The following is a 20,830-nucleotide window of genomic DNA, read 5'->3' on the forward strand; positions in this document are numbered from 1 at the left end:
ATCGTCATCAGTGTGCCGCCGTCATCGACGCCGGCGCATCTTGTACATCGGCGCCCCACGACTTGTTGGGCTCCGGCCCCATCTCCAGCACCAGGCTTGCGCCGTTGGCGATATCGGCATGGCTGAACCACGGTTTGTTCCACGGCTTGCCATTGAGCGTGGCGGACTGGATGTAGATGTTTCGTGCCGAATTGTTGTGCGCAACGACCTCGAAGACCTTGCCATTGCCCATGTGCAGGCGTACCCGGTCGAAGATCGGGCTGCCCAGGATGTAGTCGGGGCTGGACGGGTCGACCGGATAGAAGCCCATCGCACTCAGCACGTACCACGACGAGGTCGAGCCCTGGTCATCCATGCCCGGGAAGCCGTAACCGGTGGCGTCGCTGCCGTACATGTCGGTGAGGATGCGACGCGCCAGCGCCTGCGTCTTCCACGGCTGCCCGCTCCACGCATAAAGGTAGGCGGCCTGCTGGTCCGGTTGGTTGCCCTGCACGTACTGGCCGATCAGCCCGGTGCAGTCGCGGCAGATGCCCTTGGGGTTGTATGGCGTGGAGAAGAACGCATCGAGCTTGGCGTTGAACGCGTCGCGTCCGCCCAGCAGGTTCATCAGGCCCTGCACATCGTGCGGCACCAGCCACAGCGTGGACCAGCCCGAGGCCTCCTTCATCATGAAGTTGTAGTACGGCTCGCCCGGATCGAACGGCGAAATCCACTTCCCGTCCGCCGTGCGGCCGCGCATGAAGCCCACCGAGGGATCGAACACGTTGCGGTAGTTGGCCGCGCGACGCAGGAACATGGCTGCATCATCCTGCTTGCCGAGGCGACGTGCGACGTCAGCCAGGGCGTGATCGTCCCAGGCGTATTCCAGCGTGGTGGCGGCACCGGCCTTGCCATCCGCATACGGCGGGCTGGCGTTGGCGGGCGGCAGGATGTCCGAGATCCAGCCCTGCTTCATGTACTCGGCCAGGTAACCGCGCGGCCCCTTGGGGTCGGTTGCATTCTTGCGCAGGTATTCGTACGCGGCGGCATAGTCGAACGGAATACCGCGTTGCCAGGCGCCGTCGTAGAGGAACACGGCATGGTCGCCATGGAACGAGGTGTCCATGTAGCCACGCTCGCGTGCCCGGTCCAGCTCCGAACGCATGATGTTCTGCACCACGTCCGGTTCCATCAGCATCAGCAAGGTGATCTGGTTACGACCGGTATCCCAGAACGGCACCGGCCCGTAACGGTCGTAGCTCGCCACCTGGACCTTGCCGTCCGCACCGGTGAAGTGCTCGCCCTTGTGCGCCAGCAGGCGAGGACTGGCAAACGAGTGGTACAGCGTGGAGTAGAACAGCATGCGCTGCTTGGCCGTGCCACCACTGACTTCCACGCGGTCGAACAGTTGCGCCCAGGCAGCACGTGCCTTTTCGTGGGCGCGATCGAAATCGGCTTCCGCATTCTGGTCGTGGAGACGCTGCTGGGCTTCCTCGGCGCTGTGACCGTGGGCCACCCGCACCAGCACCTGCTCGCCGGCACGGGTATCGAAAGTAACGTAGGCGCCGGCATAGCTGCCGGAAATGGCGCGCCGGTTCGGCTGCACGTCCGCGTCGCCGATGCCATAGCCTTCGTGCTCGTGGTTCGCACGGAAGGTACCGAAACCGGCGAAGGGTTGCGAAAACTCGGCAACGAACCAGTCACCGTCCGAGTCGCGCTCCGGACGACTGTTCTTGGTTACGCCACGGATGGTGTGGTCGCCGACCACTTCCACGTCGCCACCGACACGACGCAGGTTCACGATCACGTTGGAGCGGTGGCTCGCCGGAAAGGTGAAACGCATCAGGCTGGTGCGTTGCGTGGCCGTCAGCTCCACCTTGGTGTGGAAGGTGGCGAGATCCACTGCGTAGTAACCAGGCGATGCCTTTTCCGTCGACTTGTCGTAGTACGCATGCGCGTAATCGGGTGGCACGGTCCAGTCGCCCACCACCGGCATGATCATCGGCGAGGCGCGGCCACCATAGGTCGAGCCGCCACCGGTGAAGCCGATCATGGTGGGGTTGGTGTAGTAGTAGGACATACCCACGCCCGAGGGATAACTCAGGTCGACGTTGAGATTGACCGGCGTCGCTTCGGTCGAACTCTGCGGCAGGGTCGCACCCGGCGAGGTCATGCCCGAGTACAGCGGCTCGCCCGGCGGCGGCGCATTGCCGATCAGTTCCGGCCGGTCCAGCGGCGCCGTGCCCACCAGCGTGTTGGCTTCATCGACGCTCGATGAAGCAGGAGGTGTGGTGTTGCCCTTGCCGGCATAGGCCGCGCCGATGCTTCCGGCGGCGAAGGTGGCCAACACCAGCGCCATGCCAGTGCGCTGACTGAAAAGGAGAGACGCACGACGGCGACGTCGTGCAGCAAGCGGATTCATGCGGGTGTCCTGTGCGGAATGAAGGCGCATCCGCAACCGCGAGGACGCCTGTGGCACTCCTCCTCCCCTGCGGGGAGAAGGAGCCAGTCAAAAGATCTGCCGATGGAAGAGCCGGGCATCATGCCCGGCTCTTCCCGTGGTCGATCAACCGCCATCACCGAACTTGTAGGTCAGGCCCACGTAGTACTGGCGACCGGCGTACTCGAGCATGTACAGGCGCGAGGTGGTGTCGCCGCCCAGGTACTGGCGGGGCAGCTGGCGCGTCAGGTTGATCACCGACGCGGTCACCATCAGGTGCTTGGTGAACTCGTAATCGCCGTTCAGGTCGATCTGGTTGTACGGCTCGGTGTAGATCGGCAGGCCAGCGGCCAGGCCCTGCATGGTGCGGCCGGTCCAGTTGCTGGTGGCACGCAGCAGCAGGCCGTTCTTTTCATAGAACAGCGAGATGTTCGCCGCGTACTTCGCACTGCCGATCAGCTCCGACTTGCCCACTTCCGTATCGCCCAGCGAGACCGGCGTTTCGTTGGTCTTGTTGAGCGTGTAGTTGGCGATGTAGCCAAAGCCCATGTCGAAGGTGTGCTGCGTGTACAGCTCCACGCCCTTGGACGTACCGGAACGACCATTGGCATTGGTACTGTACTGCATGAAGTTCTGCTCGGTGCCGCCGACATTCACCGTGATGTTGTTCACGGTTACCGGCACCACGAAGTTCTTCACCTTCTTCTGGAACAGGTCCACGCCAACCACCGACTCGGGGGCGTAGTACCACTCGCCGGCCAGGTCGAACTGGGTGGCCGTGAACGGCTTCAGGTCCGCATTGGCGCCGCTGCCATACCAGCCCGGCAACGGGGCGCCGAACTGCTTGCGGTCGTTGTAATAGGCCTGGGTGTTGTTGGTCAGGCTGCCCAGCTGGGCCAGGTCGGTGTAGTTGGCGCGGGACATCGCCTGCGAACCGGCAGCGCGCAACAGGAAGTCGTCCGCGAAGCTCCACGCCACGTTGAAGCTGGGCAGCAGCTTGTTGTAGCGCTTGGAGGTGGAGGCGTTGGAGAACGTCTGGATCACCGACTGTTCGCGCGGCAGGTACTGGAAGTCACCCGGTGCGCATGCACCGCCACCCGCGTTCACGCCGGTAGCCGGACAGATCAGGATGTTGCCGTTGGCGTCGTGGTAGTACACGGCGTTGTTGGTGGTGATCTCGTCGGCCACCGTCAGGTCCTGCTTGGTGCTGACATAACGCAGGCCCACGTTGCCGCGCACCGTACCCGTGTCGAAGTTCGCCTGCGCGTAGAGCGCCGAGATCTGCTCCTTGATCGACGACTTGTCTTCGGGATGGTTGTACAGCACCTTGTCATAGGTGGAGTTGAGGTAGTTGTAGTACGCCGGGAAATTGATCGCCGGGAAGGTGCTGTCGTTATAGGCCAGCGTGTTCCCATCCAGCGAGTTGGGCAGCAGGAAGCCAGACGGCAGCTGGCCGGCATTGGGATCGCAGGTCTGGAACTGCAGCGTGGTACCCTTGCAGTACCAGCGCAGCTCGTTGTTCACCTGCGAGGCGTGGTTGTCGCGGTACTTGGCGCCGAACTGCAGCGACTGCATCCAGCTGTCCTCGAAGGCCCAGGTGAAGTCCGCCTGCAGGAAGTTCTGCGAGTTGGTGGTGTTGACCATGTTCGAACCGGTCGAGCCAAGATCCACCTGACCCTCGCCGGCAAGCATGTTCTGCAGCACGCTGGACGACGCGGTAAGCGTCGGCCGGCCGTTCAGCGTCCACGCGGCACCGGTGCTGCCATCCACCCACTGGCCGTTGACGAAGTTGCGCGGCTTGGCGGCCATGCCCAGTTCCACCGACGGTCCGCCCGTCGACCACGTGCGGCCCACGTTGAACGAGCCGCTGAGGGCGCCACCGCTATCCCACTCACCTTCGATGTTGACGGTCTGCGAGGTGGCCTTCTCCACCGAGTAGTTGCCGTTGAGCCACGGGATTTCCGTGGAGCACACGTCCACCGGCTGACGCTGGGCACCCGTCACCGGGTTGGTCAGCGAGTTACAGCCGACGCCTGCGGCCGGCAGCACGTAGTTCGCACCCGTCACCACGGTGTGCGACGGGTCGAAGGTCAGGCCGTTGGGCGCAAGCAAGCGGCCCTGCTGGTCGGCATAGCTGCCGGTGGGCAAGCCCCACTCGGGAACTTCCAGCGTGTTGGTGATCTGCGTCTGCTGACGCTCGAAACGGAAGTAGTTGCCGGTCAGCAGCAGGTGATCCGTCGGCTTGAACTGCATGGTGGCCTGCCAACCCTTGGTGGTCAGGTCCAACTGGTTGCGGCTGGTGGCGAACTGCTGCGGCATCCAGTAACCGGAATAGCTCTTGCCCGACTGGTCAACCACGCCACCACCGGACCACAGGTCGATGTTGGGCGCCACATCCGCACCGTATGCATTGCCGTGCACATCGGTCGGCGGCGCGGTACACGTCGTGTGGTCGGTACAGTTGTTGGACCACCAGTGCCAGCTGGATGCATTGGCCGTGTAATCGACATCGCGGCGCTTCTGGTACGAGCCGGCGACCAACACGCCAAAGGTTTCGTCCTTGTTCTTCCACGACCACAACGCCGAGCCTTGCGGCGTGACCTTGCCGCTGTTGTCGGAACCGGCCGCATTGAGCGAGATGAACCCGTCGTTCGCCTTCATTTCCAGCGGGCGGCGCGTGCGCAGATCCACGTTGCCGCCAATGCCGCCTTCGTCCAGGCGCGCTTCCTGGCTCTTGTAGAGCTTCACGTCCGAGAACATGTTGGCGGGCATCAGCGTGTAGTTGAACGAGCGCGACAGGCCGGCCGATGTATCGGCCGAGGCCACGTAGTTGCCGTTCAACTCGGTAAGGGTGAGCTCGGGCGCCAGGCCGCGGATACTCACCGTCTTGCCTTCACCCGATTCGCGGGTGATGACCACGCCCGGCACGTGCGCCAGTGCGTCGGCGATGTTCTTGGCGGGGAACTGGGCAATATTCTGCGCGTTGATCACTTCCACGATGGAATTGGAATCGCGCTTGTCCTGCATGTTCTGGTCGATGGACTGACGGAAACTGGTGACCACGATCGCATCGAGCGTCTTGGCATCGTCCTTGTCGGATTTCTTGTCCATGTCATCCTTTTTGGCGGCAGTGCCGTTAGTAGCCTGTGCCGGTGCCGGTGCTGCGGCCGCAGGAGCGGCGGCAGGCGTCGCGGTCTGCGCGAAAGCATCGGCAGGAACGCCAAGGCAGGCGCCGAAGGACAAGGTGGCCATGGCCAGTGCGGCGTACAGCGGTTTACGTGTCAACGCGTGCTGGAGGTACGTCATGTGTGTTCTCCCCTCAAATGTGATTCGCGCCCGTGTTCCACTGGCGCGGTGCTCCCCGTTTCGATCACTGCATGCAGATGCGCGATTTAGTGCTGCACGCTGCCTCCCTCTTTTCCAAATTAGATCGATCTAAACTTCGGACAGCCAACGACCCTTCAGCTCATTGGCCATGAAAGCGTCAAGGCCCGATGCGCTAAGGCGCAGGCCTGGATCCGGCGCCGCTAAAGCGACATGCCGCCACGTACTCCCTGGCAGACCAAGGCGGATCGATGGATGGAATCAGACGTGCCTAAGCACGCGTTGCGGTGCTGGCCGTCCATCGGAAAGACGGCGCGGATGGCCTTGCCTGCGGGTGAGTGATGCCCTCGACGTGCTCGCGGACTTTCCACACACGCACCGTGCGACGACGCATGCACCGCCGCGCCAAGGCGGGAACGAAACACAGGCCGGCCACCCTGCCCGCCATCGAGAACTGCATCCAGCAACGCGCGCAGACCCACGGTACGCAGGTCTGTCATCACGGAAATTCGGGCGGTACCTGCTTTCATGTCACGGCCTCCCATTCCCCTGAACCGTTATGACGGGAAGCAACCACCCTCAGGACGCCGCCAGACCGGCGCGCCCTTGGCCTCTCCCGCCCGACTCAGGTTGTGCCGGTCACCCGCCATGCGATGTGACCTGGATCACTACCAACCTGAATCGATCTAAATCCCCTTGGGCCAAATTAAGCAGCGGGAGCCGCAAGCTGTCACGCTGCGCCGCAAAAACGCCACGTGTCGCCGTTAAGTTTTCTCGATGGGCGGGAGGCGTGGATGGCGCCCAGGTCGCGATCCTGGAGGGGTCTGCCATGTCTTGCACGCAAGCGGGTGGTCTTCCGGCATGGCACCCGGCGACTTCGCTTCCGCGCAGGGTGCATCCCGGATTCCCGCTACGCTTCATCCGGGCTACGTGGCACGGTGCGTCAATCGGGACGACGCATGAGGAAGAGTTGCTCTGCACCGATGCGGAAATAATCGGCAGGTCCACCGCCACGCAGAATCGGTTGCCCAGCAGCGGTGTCGTAGATGCCGTTCTTCAGAAGACGCCGTGCAATATGCACGGCCACCACTTCGCCCAGCACCAGCCACCGCTCTACCCGCGTTCCATCGGCGCCCTGCAACTGCACGATCTGCGAGCACTTGCATTCCATGCTCACCGGGCTCTCGGCCACCCGCGGCGGCTTGACCCGCTGCGAGGCCACGGCGGTGAGCTGCCCCAGTTCGAACTCATCCACCTCCGGCGCCACCATCGCGCAGCTTTGGTTCATCGCCTCCGCCAGCGGCAACGTGGCCAGGTTCCACACGAACTCGCCGGTCTCCTCGATGTTGCGCAAGGTGTCCTTGCGACCCTGGCTGGAGAACCCGAGGATGGGCGGCGTGTAGTTGAAGGCGTTGAAGAAGCTGTAGGGCGCCAGGTTGTTGATGCCGCCGGCGCTGCGCGTGGAGATCCACCCGATGGGGCGAGGCCCGACGATCGCGTTGAACGGGTCATGGGGAAGGCCATGCCCTTCGCTGGGGCTGTAACTGTAGAAATCGCTGTTGGAAGTGTCCATCCGGGCGCTACGTGTTCGGTGGGTAGCCAGACAGTTTGCACGCTGGGTCGGCACTTCGATAGGCATGGAAGGTACCGTGGTAAATCCCCCTGCCCCGTCACCACCCGGTTCGCGTATCGATCGCCGGTCGGCCATGTCAGCGCGCGCCTGCGCGCCACACGTCGACGCAGGAAGCTGCGTCATCCCGTACCGAAGCCCCAGCGTCGTGATGCACGACGGCCGCCTGGCACGATGCATCCGCGCAGAGCCATGACGTTCCCGGACGATCATGTTTTCGCGCAACGCGGGCTCTTTCGACCAACGCCATTCATGGCGTGAAGCGGACGTATGGACGCCCATTTGATCGAATCGCCCCAGCAAGCCCCGTCAATAATCCTTCATGGCCCGGCACCAGCGTGGCCGTGCTCCCTCATACCCGGGCGAGCCTATGTGCATCCTTGCCGGCTTCCCCAGCACACCGGCGAAAACCGCCAAGCCACTCGCCTATCCGTTCTCGCTGTGGTTCGCCGACGCCCACACGCTTTACGTCGCCGATGAAGGCGACGGCTAGGCGAGCGCCAGCGACCTGTACACCCACGCCGCCGCGCAGACCACGGCCGGCCTGCAGAAGTGGGGGTTCAACAGCAGCAGCAAGACCTGGACGCTGGCCTACACCCTGCAAGCGGGCCTGAACCTTGGCCAGGCCTATACGGTGAACGGTTATCCCACCGGCACCAACGCCGCCACTGGCCTGCCCTGGTCACCCGCCACCGACGGCCTGCGCAACCTTGCGGGCCGCCTCGACCACGATGGACGCGTCACCCTCTGGGCGACCACCTCGACCATCAGCGGCAACGGAGATACGGGTGCCGAGCCGAACCAGCTCGTGGCCATTCGCGACACGCTGAAGAGCAGCGATGCCACGGCCGCTGCACAGGAAACGTTCGTGACCCTGCGTAGTGCGGGTTTTGGCGAAGTGCTTCGCGGCAACTCGTTCACGCCGGATCGGGATGCGGACGATCACGACCACGATCATCACTGAGCCCTTCGCGACCCTCCGTTGATCCGGATGCAAGGTGCCGGCCGCTACACGCCGGCACCTCGTCGACGGGACGGGGTTTATGCCCGCAACCGGCCACTCCCTTCTTCAGCCCTGAGCAAGCCCCAGCCCCGTCTCAGGAAGGCTGATTCACCGGCTACGTAATTCCGCGTACCGGAGTTCCGTAGGTTTGCAGTCGCGCCGGCTGCCCGGTGCGAGGCAATCTGTTCGCCGGGAGGGGCCGGGAGGCATGGGGTGTCGTCGATGAAGGTCGCGGGGGCGTGGCTTGCAAGCCGCGCCGCAATGTCCGCCGTCCGTCATCCATCACGCAGCGTCGGTTTCCGTCGTTGCGCTACGTCATTCCCTTGTTCTCCCCTTCCTGCCCGTTTCAACGACCTGTTTTCACCAAGCATCGGGGATGGTCGCCGGTACAGCTGGCATGACTTTCAAGTGACCGGTATCGCTCCCTCACAATCTACTGGCGAGAGGTGAACAACGATGAAGAAGTTAGCGATGCTGTGCATGGCAGCCGCGGTGCTCGTGATGGCAGGCTGCGTATCCCAACAGAAGTACGACGAATCACAGCAGAGGAACGCCGAACTTGAGGCTCAGTACAAGCAACTGAACGACTCCATGAGTTCGGAGATCTCCTCCAAGAACATGAGCATCTCCCGCATGCAGGACGCCATCAAGGTGTCGCTCAACGACCAGCTGTTGTTCCCGTCGGGTGGCTGGGAAATGTCCGCCGGCGCCAAGAGCAGCATTGCCAAGGTCGCCGCCATCCTGGCGCCGCACCAGAAGAACAAGGTCATCGTGAACGGCTACACGGACAGCACGCCGATCGGCCCCGAACTGGCCAGCAAGGGTGTCACCACCAACCAGATCCTCTCGCAGAAGCGCGCCGACGACGTCATGAACTACATGATTTCGCAGGGCGTCAACCCGAGCATGGTCTCCGCGCATGGCTACGGCGAAAGCAATCCGGTGGCTTCCAATGACACCGCCGAAGGCAAGGCGCAGAACCGCCGCGTGGAACTCACCATCGCGGCTCCGGCCAGCCACTAAGGCAACGACGGCGCGTAGCGCCTCCGTCGCCTGATTCATGCATCGACGTGCACCTGCTCCCGGTTTCGCCGTGGAGCAGGCAGCATGTCGCCGCTCAGGCGTGTTCCGGACTTGCGGCCGCTTCCGCGGCCCTTGCCGCTGCCGCATTGGCCATCAAGCCACTGCGGCACGCCAGGAACCAGATGGCACCCAGCGGCAACGACAATCCGATGATCAGCGGACCATAAAAATTCCTGAAGCCGGAAGCGCCGAACAGCTGGAACGAAAGCAGCTGGAAATCAAATGCTCCCGAGGTCCAGTTGAAGCGCAGCGTGGCAAAACCGAACAGGGTGCTCGCGGCCCACAGCCATTTGCGGCGCGCAATCGGAGTACGCAGGCAAAGCACGAAGGCATAGAGGCTGAATGCCGGAATCACGATGCCGGCGATCAGTACAAGCCAGTGGGCAACCCCCTTGTCACTGAGCGTGAACGCATTCTGCTGTTCCAGCGACTGCGCCATTCGCTGCACGTGCACGCCATCGATGTGGATAGCTTCACCCTCGCCGGACAGCACCATATTGCCCAGCACCCATCCGTCAACGAACTCATATTCATAGGTGAGGTTGTAGCGCATGGCTCCGTTGGCGTTCACCGTGTTGGTACCGACCAGCTTCACCGTGCGCGGCGCACCGACGGGAAAATACCCCGAAATTTCCTTGAGCTTCGCATCGATGCCAGGCTCCTGCTGAAGCGAATCGCCCAGCCGGGCCTTCACGGGTGCGATATCACCTTGCCGCAGTTGATCGAGCGACGACCGCGCGATCTCCGCCGCCGGATGCGGCGTGAACTTGTCGAGCAATGCCTGCTGGCTGCACGCAGCCAGGCACAGACACACGCCTGCGATCATGAAGCGAAACAATGACGTCATGCCTTCCCCCTGTGAAAGACCTGCATAGCTGATTGATGGACATCGGCCGTCCATCGCAGGACCGCCGTCGAAGCCCGGGTTCTCCCGGAGCATCGTCGAGTATCGTTTGTGTGTTGGCTGACTGCCCCTGGCCCGTGGAACGCCATGGCGATCTTCGCTGTTGCGAACTTGGGTAAACCCGCCCCTCCCTCGGGCCCGCACCATCATGGCGGGATTGGGTCGAAAGCGGGCATCCGCATTCTGGCGAAAACGGAGCCCGCCGTGATCAATGTGTACTAACTGACAGGGGTCGCGTTGATGTTCGGCCCGATGCTTCGACTGACAGCAGATAACTGCCAGGGGCGAGATACAGAAGTGCTTTGCTCGGCTTGTCCAGCAGGATTCGATCCTCAGGGACGCTGTCTGGTTCACCCGTGCGTCGGGCGGTCACCAGACAGGGATACGCGGGGCAGTGGTGAGCAACCGCCGTGGGTTCTCTCAATCCATCCAACGAGAGCCAGTGGGCCGTGTCGCGCTCACTGGAGTACGGGGGCCTGTAGATCGACACATCAATGGCGCCGGGGCGGGTTGAAACCGGCCGACCACCCATGAAGACCACGGCGGCGTGGTCGGAAGGCGCGCCTGCATGAGGGCCCCAAAGCTGAGGAGCCAGCCCGAGCAGGTCGGTCTGGTCAACGCTGAGCGGATCGATCTTTGTGATGCTTTTGAAAACGATGGCCATATTCGTGTCCTCCTTCGCGACGTGATCGAAGCCGGCCACCACCAGCATTTTCGCAGTAGGGTCATCCTTGTAGATGTCCGCCAGGTTCTTCGCCTCCCCGGCATCTCTTGCCTTGTCATCAGCGACGTCGAAAACATCGTAGGCGACCAGGCGAAACCCAAGCGATAGTGCCCGTCGAATCAAGGCACCGTACACGGGATCATGCGAGTAGATGCCCGTCTTGACCTGGTCGAGTACGTAGCCGCGCTGACATAGATCGCCATCTGCCAGGTTCACGCAGCCGTGCGCGTTGGATACTGCACCACGGTTGAGCGTTTCGAGTGCGAGGTACTGGAACCCTTCTGCGCGCAGCAAGGGCAACAACTCGATCGGCAGGAGCCGTGTAATGGGTGAGCCGTGGTTCTCGTTGATGAATACGGCACGACGATCCTTCGCCATGGACGCAATCGCGGTGGCGGCATCCACGAATTGCGGCGCCATTCCCGCCTTGTCCAGCGTCGCGATCGACGCTGCACGAGAAAACACCGGGTACGTCTCTACTGCCTTGTCGTAGCGACCAGCAAATGTGTAGAAAGTCGCGACCAGCTGGCTGATCGCCATCTTTCGCCCCTTGTCCTGGGCGCTCAGCAACTCCCGGTTGCCTATCTGGATGGCTTGCGTCAGATCAGTGCCATTGATGAAAACGTTGGTCGCGCTGTGATTGAATGCCGCTGTCCCCTCGTCCCCGCCCGCGATGTAAGCGATATCACCACTCACCGCCGCGAAAGCGATGCACAGGCCCGCGATGACTGCGATGGATCGAATGCCGACGTGGAGACTTGCACGCATCGATGACTCCCCCCGAGCCCCTGATTGTCCAAACAGGCTATGTGGTTGTGCTCTGACCGACGTGCGCTTTGGGTCGAAAGCAGACCTCAACGAACTCCACCAACAACGTTCCTGACGTCCCGTTGGGTGCTGTGATCTGGGAACGCTTGCGGCGGATCATACGAAACCCGGAACGGATCGGCAGCACGACAGGTCTGCACGAACCACGGCTGCTGTCGTATTCCGTGGTTGCCGGAAAGTACCTGTCCCACCTGCCCAAGGGCGGCGGGACAGTAGGGGCCGGGCTCCGCCCGATCATCGCCCCCGCTTTCGGCGAACGGGCCGGCACCTCGCGCCAGGCCGGGAACGACCATGGCGACCATCGACAAGGTGGCGATCGGGTGGATGCGCATTTGCCCGCCCTTCGACCATTGACGGAACCGCCCGCTTCGGGCCGGACGCCCCCAACACATCCGTGACGCGCCTTCAGCCGACGGGGCCATATCGCAGGAATACCCCAGCCGCTCCTGGCGCCTCGCAAGAATATGCGCAAGCCGGCCCTTCGCTATATAGTCGACTACATAGCGAAGGTAAGAGGCTGCGCCAGGCCATTGGCGCGAAAGAAAACGCTTCCTCGACACAAGGATTTGCCCCTTATGCGTCGTGCCGCCCTGTTCAGTGCCCTGCTTGCCTGCCTGACCCACCTTGCCCCCGCCGCGACGGCGGCCGATGCACCCGCACCCCACAGCGACAAGAGCGAAGCCGCCACGCTGGACAAGGTGACGGTGACCGCGCGCCAGCGCGAGGAGGAGTTGCAGAAGGTCCCGGTGGCCGTTTCAGTGGTGAGCGGTGAATGGCTGGATCGCTCGTACACGGTCAACACGCAGCAACTGAGCCTGCTGGTGCCCTCGCTGTATTACAACTCCGCCAACCCGCGTAACACCGCCTACACCATACGTGGCCTGGGCTCGAACACGTTGTCGGTCAGCGCGGCGAACGATGGCATCGAGCCCGGCGTGGGCTTTTATGTGGACGGCGTCTATCACGGTCGCCCGGCCACGGCGGCCTTCGATTTCACCGACATCGAACGCATCGAAGTGCTGCGCGGGCCGCAAGGCACGCTGTTCGGCAAGAACACCACGGCGGGCGCGATCAACATCACCAGCCGGGAACCCACCTTCGTGCCGGAGGGCAGCGGAGAAATCTCCCTCGCCGAGAACGGCTACGTGCAGGCGAAGGCGAACGTGTCGGGCCCGCTGAGCGATTCGGTGGCCGGCCGCTTTGCCGCCCAGTACACCGAACGTGACGGCGTGCTGCACAACGTCACCACCGGCAAGGACGAGAACGGGCTCAACAATTACGCCCTGCGCGGCCAGCTGCTGTACAAGCCGGCCGACGATATCAACGTGCGCCTGATCGCCGACGTTTCCAACCTCGATGCCGACTGCTGCACGCAGAACTATCTGCGCGTGGGCACCAGTCTACGAAGTGCGGCACGTCAGTTCGCAGGGCTGTCCGCGAACCTGCCCAAGCATGGCTTTCCGGCTTACCTTCCGCCCAGCCGCAACGTCTACGACCGGCTTACCGACATCGACGCGCCCTTGCACGTCGACACGCAGGATGGCGGCGTGTCACTCAATGCCGACTGGAATGTCGGCGCCGTCACGCTGACCTCGATCACCGCCTGGCGCTACTGGAAATGGGATGTCGCCAACGATCGCGACTACATCGGTGTACCCATCCAGACGGTTCAGCGCATACCCTCCCGGCAGGATCAGTACAGCCAGGAGTTTCGTGCCGCATCGAACGGTGACGGGCCTTTCAGTTACGTCGGCGGCTTGTATTTCTTCACCCAGGAAATCAACGGCAGCCCGATCAGCATCTATGGCCCGGCTGCCACCTATTGGTTGATCAGCCCCACCAATTTCCCTGGCATGCCGGACAACCTTGCCGACGGCTATGGCCAATATGGCCATTCGCATTTCGAGGTGAAGAGCTACGCGGCCTTTGGCGAAGCCAATTACCACATCACCGATCGCCTGACCGCTACGCTGGGCCTGCGCTACACCTACGAAGACAAGAACGGCACCTATGCCACCACGGTCTCCGGCGGCTTGCCGACCACACCGGGCACGTTGCAGGACAACGCGAAGCTCTCGCTGTTTCGTCCGCAGAGTTATTCCGCATCGGACAGTGGCGGCAACGTGTCCGGTCGCACCAATCTGGCCTATCAGTTCACGGACCGGTTGATGGCGTACATCAGTTACGCGCGCGGCTACAAATCAGGCGGCCTCAACATGTCGGGCCTGCCGCTTGACGCGTCCAACAACCCTGCGCTCGGCACGGCCGTGATCAAGGATGAAACGAACAAGACGTGGGAAGCCGGCCTGAAATCGTCGTGGTGGAACGGCCGCGCCACCTTGAACCTCGCCGCGTATCACACGGTGGTCGACAACTATCAGGCCAACATCAGCTCCAGCGTCGAGACGGCGGCACTGCGCACCTATCCCGCCAACATCCCCGAGGTCACGGTCAAAGGCCTGGAGGCGGACTTCGCGGCGCAGGTCACCACCGGTCTGGTGGTGCACGCGTCGCTGGCCTATGCCGATGGCAAGTACACCGACTATCCGCTGGGGCCGTGCCCGCTCGAATGGCAGAACACCAATGCCGCCGGTGGCTGCCAGCCACTCAAGCCGCCGGCGTCCCTCGCGAACAAGACCTCCAACCCGCGCGGCAACCCGAACGTACCGGGCGCTTATGTGCTTACCGGGCTGCCGCTGGCCGGCCTTTCCAAATGGGCGGGAACACTGGGCCTGGACTACACATTGCCAGCAGGTAGCGGCGCATTTCTCTTTCATGCCGACGTGAGTTCGCGCAGCGGCTACAACAGCGATACCTCCAACTCCATCTACACCGAGATCGCCGGCTACACGGTCACCAACGCGAGCGTGGGCTATCGCTTCAACGATCACTGGGAAGTGGATGTGTTCGCGCGCAACCTGTTCGACAGGAACTACATCACGGCACTCACGATCCAGACCGGCAATTCCGGCCTGATTCTTGGCCAGCCCAGCGATCCGCGCATGGTCGGCGTTACCGTTCGCGCCAGCTTCTGAGCTGGCGCGCGGTTACACACTCAATCGAGCGTGCCCAGGATGATGCTCGATGCCTTGACGATGGCCACCACATCCAGCCCTTCGCGCAGGCCCAGTGCCTCCAGGCTGCCGAGGGTGATCACGGACACCATGACGCTGCCGCCCGCCAGTTGAATGCCGACCTCCGCGTTGACGGAGCCCTTCTGGATGGTCGACACCACACCCTTCAACTGGTTACGTGCCGAAAGCTGCATGGGGCCATCGGGAATGGCGATGATCACCGAGGAAGCCTTGATCAAGGCAAATGCGCTTTTGCCGGGAGCCAGGCCCAGGCTTCGGGTGCTCTCGCGCGTGATGGTGGCCACCAGGCGCTGTCCGCCCTGCAGCTCAAGTTGTACGACGTCATTGACGGCGCCTGCCTCGACGGAGGCCACCACGCCGGCCAGCTGGTTTCGTGCACTGGTTTTCATCAGGAATCGCCTCACCAGGTCGATGTCGGAATGCGGGTTTTCAGCAAAGGCGCCCAGCTGTTCGACGAACCGCTGGTGCAGCGTTTCCATGTGTCCAAACACTTCGATCAGCCGCCGCGCACGATCGGTAAGCGTCGCGCCACCGCCGCTGCGTCCACCCACCGTACGGATGACCAGCGGCTCATCGGCCAGATTGTTCATGGCATCGACGGCTTCCCAGGCGCCCTTGTAACTCAGGCCCACGGCCCTGGCAGCGGCAGCAATGGAGCCCAGTTCGCCAATGCTGGCAAGCAAGGCAATCCGGTCACGGCCGGCAAAGCTCCGCCCGCTTGCTTCCAGTCCAAGGCTGCCTTTGAGGTTCAGCATGCGCGGGGTTCCAGACGGCCATCGCGGGAAATCAGCTTATCCGGGGGGTATGGAACCGGCGAGGCGCGCTCGCGTCAAGTAGTCGCCCGCCATGGTGTCAGCGCAGGGGCCACGGCGCCCCGTCTACGCCTGTTCCGCAGCAAGACGCTCCAGAAAGTCCTGCTTGCCCAATGCACTTTCCAGGCGCCACAGCGACTCGTAGATCTCCGCGTCGGCCTCGCGCATCAGCCGGCGATAGGCGGCCTCGAACATCGGGCGTACATCCAGCAATCGTTGCGCCTGCCCTTTGCCCTTCGCCGTGAGTTTCACGATGGTACGGCGACCGTCCTTGGGATCGGAGCGCGTATCGACCAGTCCCAGCGCGCGAAGCTGCTTCACCGCCTTGATGACGAACGGATGGGATTGGCCCACGGCCGCGGCAATATCGGTCACCGCCTGCGGCCCCTGCTCAAACAACAGATGCACGGTGGATACCAGGCGCGGTGGCACGAGGATGCCCAACTCGGGAAATACCTCGTCGCATGCATCGCTGAAGCGGTTGGCCAGCCGCCGGAGAATGTGCGGAAGAAAGATCAGGCCCTGCGAGTTGATGAAGTCGGTCATGCCGGGAATTTATCTGGAAACGAATCGCCTTGCACCCATTTATGTCACATGTTACGTTTCGCGTGACATAAATGGACAGGGGTAGGGAATGCGCCGGCTTTTGCTCCGCTCCACCCGGCTTCGCGCTACCGCGCTTGCCGCCATGGCCATGGCGGCCGCCACCTGCGCCTCCGCCCTGCCCGTCTCGGGTATTTCATCCATGGATCTGGACCGCTCCGTGCGGCCACAGGACGACTTCTACCAGTTCGCCGTGGGCGGGTGGATCAAACGAGTCAAAGGCCCGGCCTACATGCCCGGCTGGAGCGCCGGCCGCGAGCTTCAGCTCAGTGTCTACCAGGCGCTGGACAGCGATGTACAACGCATCGCGACACTGCCCGGCGCCACGCCCAACGAACACAAGCTGTCGGACATCTACACCAGCTACATGGATGTCGCGCACATCGATGCGGAAGGGCTGCGGCCGCTCGCCCCTTATTTCGAGCAACTGGATCGAATGACCACGCCCGGTGACATCACCGCTGCCGTGGCGATGCTTTCCGCGCAAGGGCTGGATATCGGCATCGGCACCTGGGTACATCCCGACGACGAAGACCCCAGCCAATACGTCGCCGACTTCGTGCAGTCCGACCTTGGCCTGCCAGAGCGCGATTACTACCTGAGCAACGAGCCTCGCCTTGCCACGGTGCGCGATGCCTACCAGCAGCACATCGAGCGCGTGCTGACGCTTTCCGGGCGTGCGGATGCCCCCGCCATGGCCAAGGCTATCGTTGCACTGGAGACGCGCCTGGCCAGCGCGCAATGGACGCAGGTGGCCACGCGTGTGCCCGGCGCCACCTCGCACCGCTGCACGCGCACACAGCTGTCGACGATGTCGCCGGGACTGGACCTCTCCCGGTTCGCGCAAGGCATCGGCATTCCGTCCGCCACGGATCGGTTCAACGTGAGTCAGCCGGACTATGTCGCCACCTACGGCCAGCTCCTGACCGAAGTCCCGGCACCGGTATGGCGGGCTTACCTGCGACTGCGCCTGAGCGACCATCTCGCACGCTTCCTGCCCCAACCTTACCGGGAAGAAGCCGACCGCTTCTTCAGCGGCACCGTGTACGGCGCCACGGCCAGCCGACCGCGCTGGCTGCGCGCCATGGGCGTGCTCGAGGACAGCATGGGCGACGCGCTCGGCCAGCTTTACGTACAACGTCATTTTCCCGCGGAGGCTCAAGCGCGTGCGCGAACCGTGCTGGACAACGTGATCGCTGCATTCCGCCAGCGCATCGAAGCCTCCGACTGGCTGAGCGCCACCGGCAAGCAAGGCGCGCTGTCCAAGCTCGATCACCTGGTGATACGCATGGGCGCTCCCGATCGCATACGCGATTACTCGTCACTGGTCACCCATCCCGACGATGCCGTCGGCAACTGGATGCGGGCGCGAACACTGCTGGCGCGATACGAAATCGACAAACTGAGCCGCCCCGTGGACCGCAATGAATGGACCATGTCGCCGCAATCGGTGAATGGCTACTACTCGGTCAGCCGCAACCAGGTGGTGCTGCCGGCCGCGCTGCTGCAGGCGCCCTACTTCCAGGCGGACGCGGATGATGCCGTCAACTACGGTGGACTGGGCTTCTTCATCGCGCACGAACTGAGTCATGCCTTCGACCGCGCCGGTAGCCAGTACGACGGGTTCGGCAAGCGCGTGGAGTGGATGACCGCGCAAGATCGCGCCGAATTCGAACGCCGCACGCACGCGCTTGTCGCCCAGTACAGCCGGTACGAAGTGGCACCCGGTGACCATCTGGATGGCGAACTCACCATTGGCGAAAACATCGCCGACAATGCCGGCCTGGCGATTGCCTACGCTGCCTACCAGCGCGCACTCGCGCACCGTGCGGCCCCCATCCTCGATGGCTTCACCGGCGACCAGCGCTTCTATCTTGGCTTTGCACGGATCTGGGCATCCGAGCCGATCAACACGCCGACGGGCATCACCCAGGCCCTGGCCGACACCCATGCGCCGGATCGTTACCGCGTGCTTGGCGCCGTGGCGAACCAGGATGCGTTCTATCGCGCATTCAAGGTCGGCGAAGGTGACGCGATGTTCCTTTCACCCGCGCAACGCACGCACCTCTGGTAGCCCGGATGCAGGCAACGGCGGAATCCGGTGGCTCTTCGGGGTTCACAAGCCGCCTGCTGGTTGGGATCAACAGCATTCGACAACTTGGCTATATCGAAGCGCCCTTCCCGGATTCTCGCTGCGCTTCATCCGGGCTACGAGCCTGACAGGTGCCCCGTAGCCCGGATGAAGCCAACGGCGGAATCCGGGGGCTCTTCAGGGTCCACAAGCCGTCTGGTAGTTGGGATCAACAGCGTTCGACAATTCGGCTATAGCGCAGCGCCACTCCCGGATTCTCGCTGCGCTTCATCCGGGCTACGAGCCTGACAGGCGCCCCGTAGCCCGGATGGAGCCAACGGCGGAATCCGGGGGCTCTTCGGGGTCCACAAGCCGTCTGGTGGTTGGGATCAACAGCGTTCGACAACTTGGCTATATCGCAGCGCCACTCCCGGATTCTCGCTGCGCTTCATCCGGGCTACGAGCCTGACAGGTGCCCCGTAGCCCGGATGGAGCCAACGGCGGAATCCGGGGGCTCTTCGGGTTCACCAGCCGCCTGCTGGTTGGGATCAACAGCGTTCGACAACTTGGCTATATCGCAGCGCCCTTCCCGGATTCTCGCTGCGCTTCATCCGGGCTACGCGCCTGGCTGGCGCCCCGTAGCCCGGATGAAGCCAACGGCGGAATCCGGGGGCTCTTCGGGGTTCACAAGCCGCCTGCTGGTTGGGATCAACAGCGTTCGACAACTTGGCTATATCGCAGCGCCCTTCCCGGATTCTCGCTGCGCTTCATCCGGGCTACGAGCCTGGCAGGCGCCCCGTAGCCCGGATGGAGCCAACGGCGGAATCCGGGGGCTCTTCGGGGTCCACCAGCCGCCTGCTGGTTGGGATCAACAGCGTTCGACAACTCGGCTATATCGCAGCGCCCTTCCCGGATTCTCGCTGCGCTTCATCCGGGCTACGAGGCCAGGCAGGTTTACGGAGCCATCTCTTGATCTTGGGGGGAGGCTACCGGCTTCACCTGCTTTGACGACCGAAGCACCCTGCCCTGCAGCCATTTCCGCACCGGCTCGTCGTAAAGCTTCAAACAGGCGTACGCCAACGCCACGCTGGCCACAAACACCAGCGCACCGACGGCCATGGTGTATGCGGGGGATGCCGTGTGACGGCTCACCCATTCCGTATAGGTATAGATGAGCGCGTAGTGAGTAATGTAAATCGGATAGGAGATATCCCCGAGCCACTTCGCGACACGCGTGGGCCAACCGGCCATCAGCGAACCACCGGCGCCCATGGCGACGATCAGGGGGAAGACAGCGATCACGCACAGCGAGTCATACAGGCCATTGAGCCAGAGATGACCGGCACCACCAAGTCGCGGCAACGACAGCGCCACGATCAGCAACACACTGCACAGACCGAACGCGTTCGGGATGCGCACGCGCCTGCCCAGCCGCATCAGCAGCATGCCGGCCAGAAACGGAAAGAGCAGTCGCGCGAAGCCGATATGCAGCTGCTCGGGTTCGATGGCCCAGCCGCCAATCAGGTCGCCACGCTTGCCGAACACCGCCAGTTGAACGAGAAACACGGCGGCGCAGAGCGTCAAGAAGCCAAGCTGACGATTGGACAGCTTGCGCAGCCCCAGCGCGTAAAGAATGTTCGCCACGTACTCGAAGAACAGCGACCATGCCGGGCCATTCAACGGATGCATTTCGCTCCAGCCACGAATATCCATGGAGGGCGGCAAGGGCAGCAAGGTGTAGCCCACCAGCATCACCAGGAACACTTTCCACGCCGGCGTAGCTTCGATCAGCGGAAACGAGTTGCCCGCCTGGAATGGAAAGAACAGCGCGCCGATGGTCATGCCCATGATCACCATGGGCTGCAGGCGGATCAGTCGACGCTTGAAGAATCCGCCGATGCTCAGCGTGTTCCATCGATCATCGTAGGCATACGCAATGACAAAACCCGAGAGCAGGAAGAAGAAATCCACAGCCAGGTAACCGTGGTTGATCAGCTGCGTCAGCGGATGATCGGGGCTATAGGCCTCGCACACATGGAACAGCACGACCATGAGTGCGGCCACGCCGCGCAGGCCATCCAGGATCAGGTAGTGGCTCTTGTCGGCAACGTGGGCTGGCGATGATGGGTTCATGGCTCTCGGGTGATGAAGGACGCGGTAACCCGTGGCGATCCGATGGCTGTAGCGCACATCGTCAGCGGGGCGAAAGCCTGATGAGATAACCGGTTTGCTGCCAAAGCTCAAGCACCGGCATGGTTTGTGCTGAAACCAATTTGGTGTCCACCACACCCACGTAGCCCGGATGAAGCCAACGGCGAAACTCGGGAGCACGCG

The 20,830-nt window shown here is 63.0% G+C and carries 13 protein-coding genes; 5 read left to right on the plus strand and 8 right to left on the minus strand.

Annotated elements, in window-relative coordinates; genetic code table 11:
- Window positions 1-7: 7 nt before the first annotated feature.
- From H8F01_RS03130 to H8F01_RS03140, 3 genes are all read right to left on the minus strand, one after another.
- Window positions 8-2,401 carry a GH92 family glycosyl hydrolase gene (locus tag H8F01_RS03130; RefSeq protein ID WP_187057630.1) on the minus strand — a complete coding sequence of 798 codons (2,394 nt, stop codon included), beginning with the start codon at window positions 2,399-2,401 and terminating at the stop codon, window positions 8-10.
- 144 nt (window positions 2,402-2,545) lie between these two features.
- Entirely contained in the window at window positions 2,546-5,725 is a 3,180-nt protein-coding gene (locus H8F01_RS03135) for a TonB-dependent receptor (RefSeq protein ID WP_187057631.1), read from the minus strand.
- A 961-nt stretch (window positions 5,726-6,686) separates the two neighbouring features.
- Window positions 6,687-7,316, minus strand: a complete 630-nt coding sequence (locus tag H8F01_RS03140) for a flavin reductase family protein (RefSeq protein ID WP_187057632.1) — start codon at window positions 7,314-7,316, stop codon at window positions 6,687-6,689.
- 427 nt (window positions 7,317-7,743) lie between these two features.
- On the opposite strand from H8F01_RS03140, the gene H8F01_RS21935 reads away from it, so the two are divergent.
- The 3 genes from H8F01_RS21935 (at window position 7,744) to H8F01_RS03150 (ending at window position 9,399) form a co-directional block, all read left to right on the plus strand.
- On the plus strand, window positions 7,744-7,866 hold the full coding sequence (locus H8F01_RS21935; protein WP_274380577.1) for a hypothetical protein: 123 nt from the start codon (window positions 7,744-7,746) through the stop codon (window positions 7,864-7,866).
- Between the two features lie 141 nt (window positions 7,867-8,007).
- Window positions 8,008-8,337: a hypothetical protein gene (locus H8F01_RS03145; RefSeq protein ID WP_187057633.1), complete on the plus strand. Its 330-nt coding sequence runs from the start codon at window positions 8,008-8,010 to the stop codon at window positions 8,335-8,337.
- A gap of 495 nt (window positions 8,338-8,832) precedes the next feature.
- Window positions 8,833-9,399, plus strand: coding sequence for an OmpA family protein (locus H8F01_RS03150; RefSeq protein WP_187057634.1), 567 nt, complete (start codon window positions 8,833-8,835; stop codon window positions 9,397-9,399).
- A gap of 94 nt (window positions 9,400-9,493) precedes the next feature.
- Here H8F01_RS03150 and H8F01_RS03155 read toward each other — a convergent pair whose 3' ends face one another.
- Window positions 9,494-10,513: a hypothetical protein gene (locus H8F01_RS03155; RefSeq protein WP_187057635.1), complete on the minus strand. Its 1,020-nt coding sequence runs from the start codon at window positions 10,511-10,513 to the stop codon at window positions 9,494-9,496.
- A 58-nt stretch (window positions 10,514-10,571) separates the two neighbouring features.
- Window positions 10,572-11,855, minus strand: a complete 1,284-nt coding sequence (locus H8F01_RS03160) for a hypothetical protein (protein ID WP_187057636.1) — start codon at window positions 11,853-11,855, stop codon at window positions 10,572-10,574.
- Window positions 11,856-12,490: 635 nt separating this feature from the next.
- Between H8F01_RS03160 and H8F01_RS03165 the strand changes: the two genes are divergently transcribed.
- Window positions 12,491-14,950 carry a TonB-dependent receptor gene (locus H8F01_RS03165; RefSeq protein ID WP_187057637.1) on the plus strand — a complete coding sequence of 820 codons (2,460 nt, stop codon included), beginning with the start codon at window positions 12,491-12,493 and terminating at the stop codon, window positions 14,948-14,950.
- A 20-nt stretch (window positions 14,951-14,970) separates the two neighbouring features.
- Here the strand turns inward: H8F01_RS03165 and H8F01_RS03170 are convergent, their stop codons facing one another.
- On the minus strand, window positions 14,971-15,765 hold the full coding sequence (locus H8F01_RS03170; protein WP_187057638.1) for a TOBE domain-containing protein: 795 nt from the start codon (window positions 15,763-15,765) through the stop codon (window positions 14,971-14,973).
- A gap of 123 nt (window positions 15,766-15,888) precedes the next feature.
- The gene (locus H8F01_RS03175; protein ID WP_187057639.1) at window positions 15,889-16,368 is read right to left on the minus strand and encodes a MarR family winged helix-turn-helix transcriptional regulator; all 480 of its coding nucleotides are present in this window, start codon (window positions 16,366-16,368) and stop codon (window positions 15,889-15,891) included.
- Window positions 16,369-16,456: 88 nt separating this feature from the next.
- Here H8F01_RS03175 and H8F01_RS03180 point away from each other — a divergent pair, with 88 nt between their 5' ends.
- Window positions 16,457-18,499 carry a M13 family metallopeptidase gene (locus H8F01_RS03180; protein WP_187057640.1) on the plus strand — a complete coding sequence of 681 codons (2,043 nt, stop codon included), beginning with the start codon at window positions 16,457-16,459 and terminating at the stop codon, window positions 18,497-18,499.
- A 951-nt stretch (window positions 18,500-19,450) separates the two neighbouring features.
- On the opposite strand, the gene H8F01_RS03185 is transcribed toward H8F01_RS03180, so the two are convergent.
- On the minus strand, window positions 19,451-20,629 hold the full coding sequence (locus H8F01_RS03185; protein ID WP_187057641.1) for an acyltransferase family protein: 1,179 nt from the start codon (window positions 20,627-20,629) through the stop codon (window positions 19,451-19,453).
- Between the last annotated feature and the right edge of the window lie 201 nt (window positions 20,630-20,830).

The organism is Dyella telluris, assembly GCF_014297575.1.
GTDB lineage: Bacteria > Pseudomonadota > Gammaproteobacteria > Xanthomonadales > Rhodanobacteraceae > Dyella > Dyella telluris.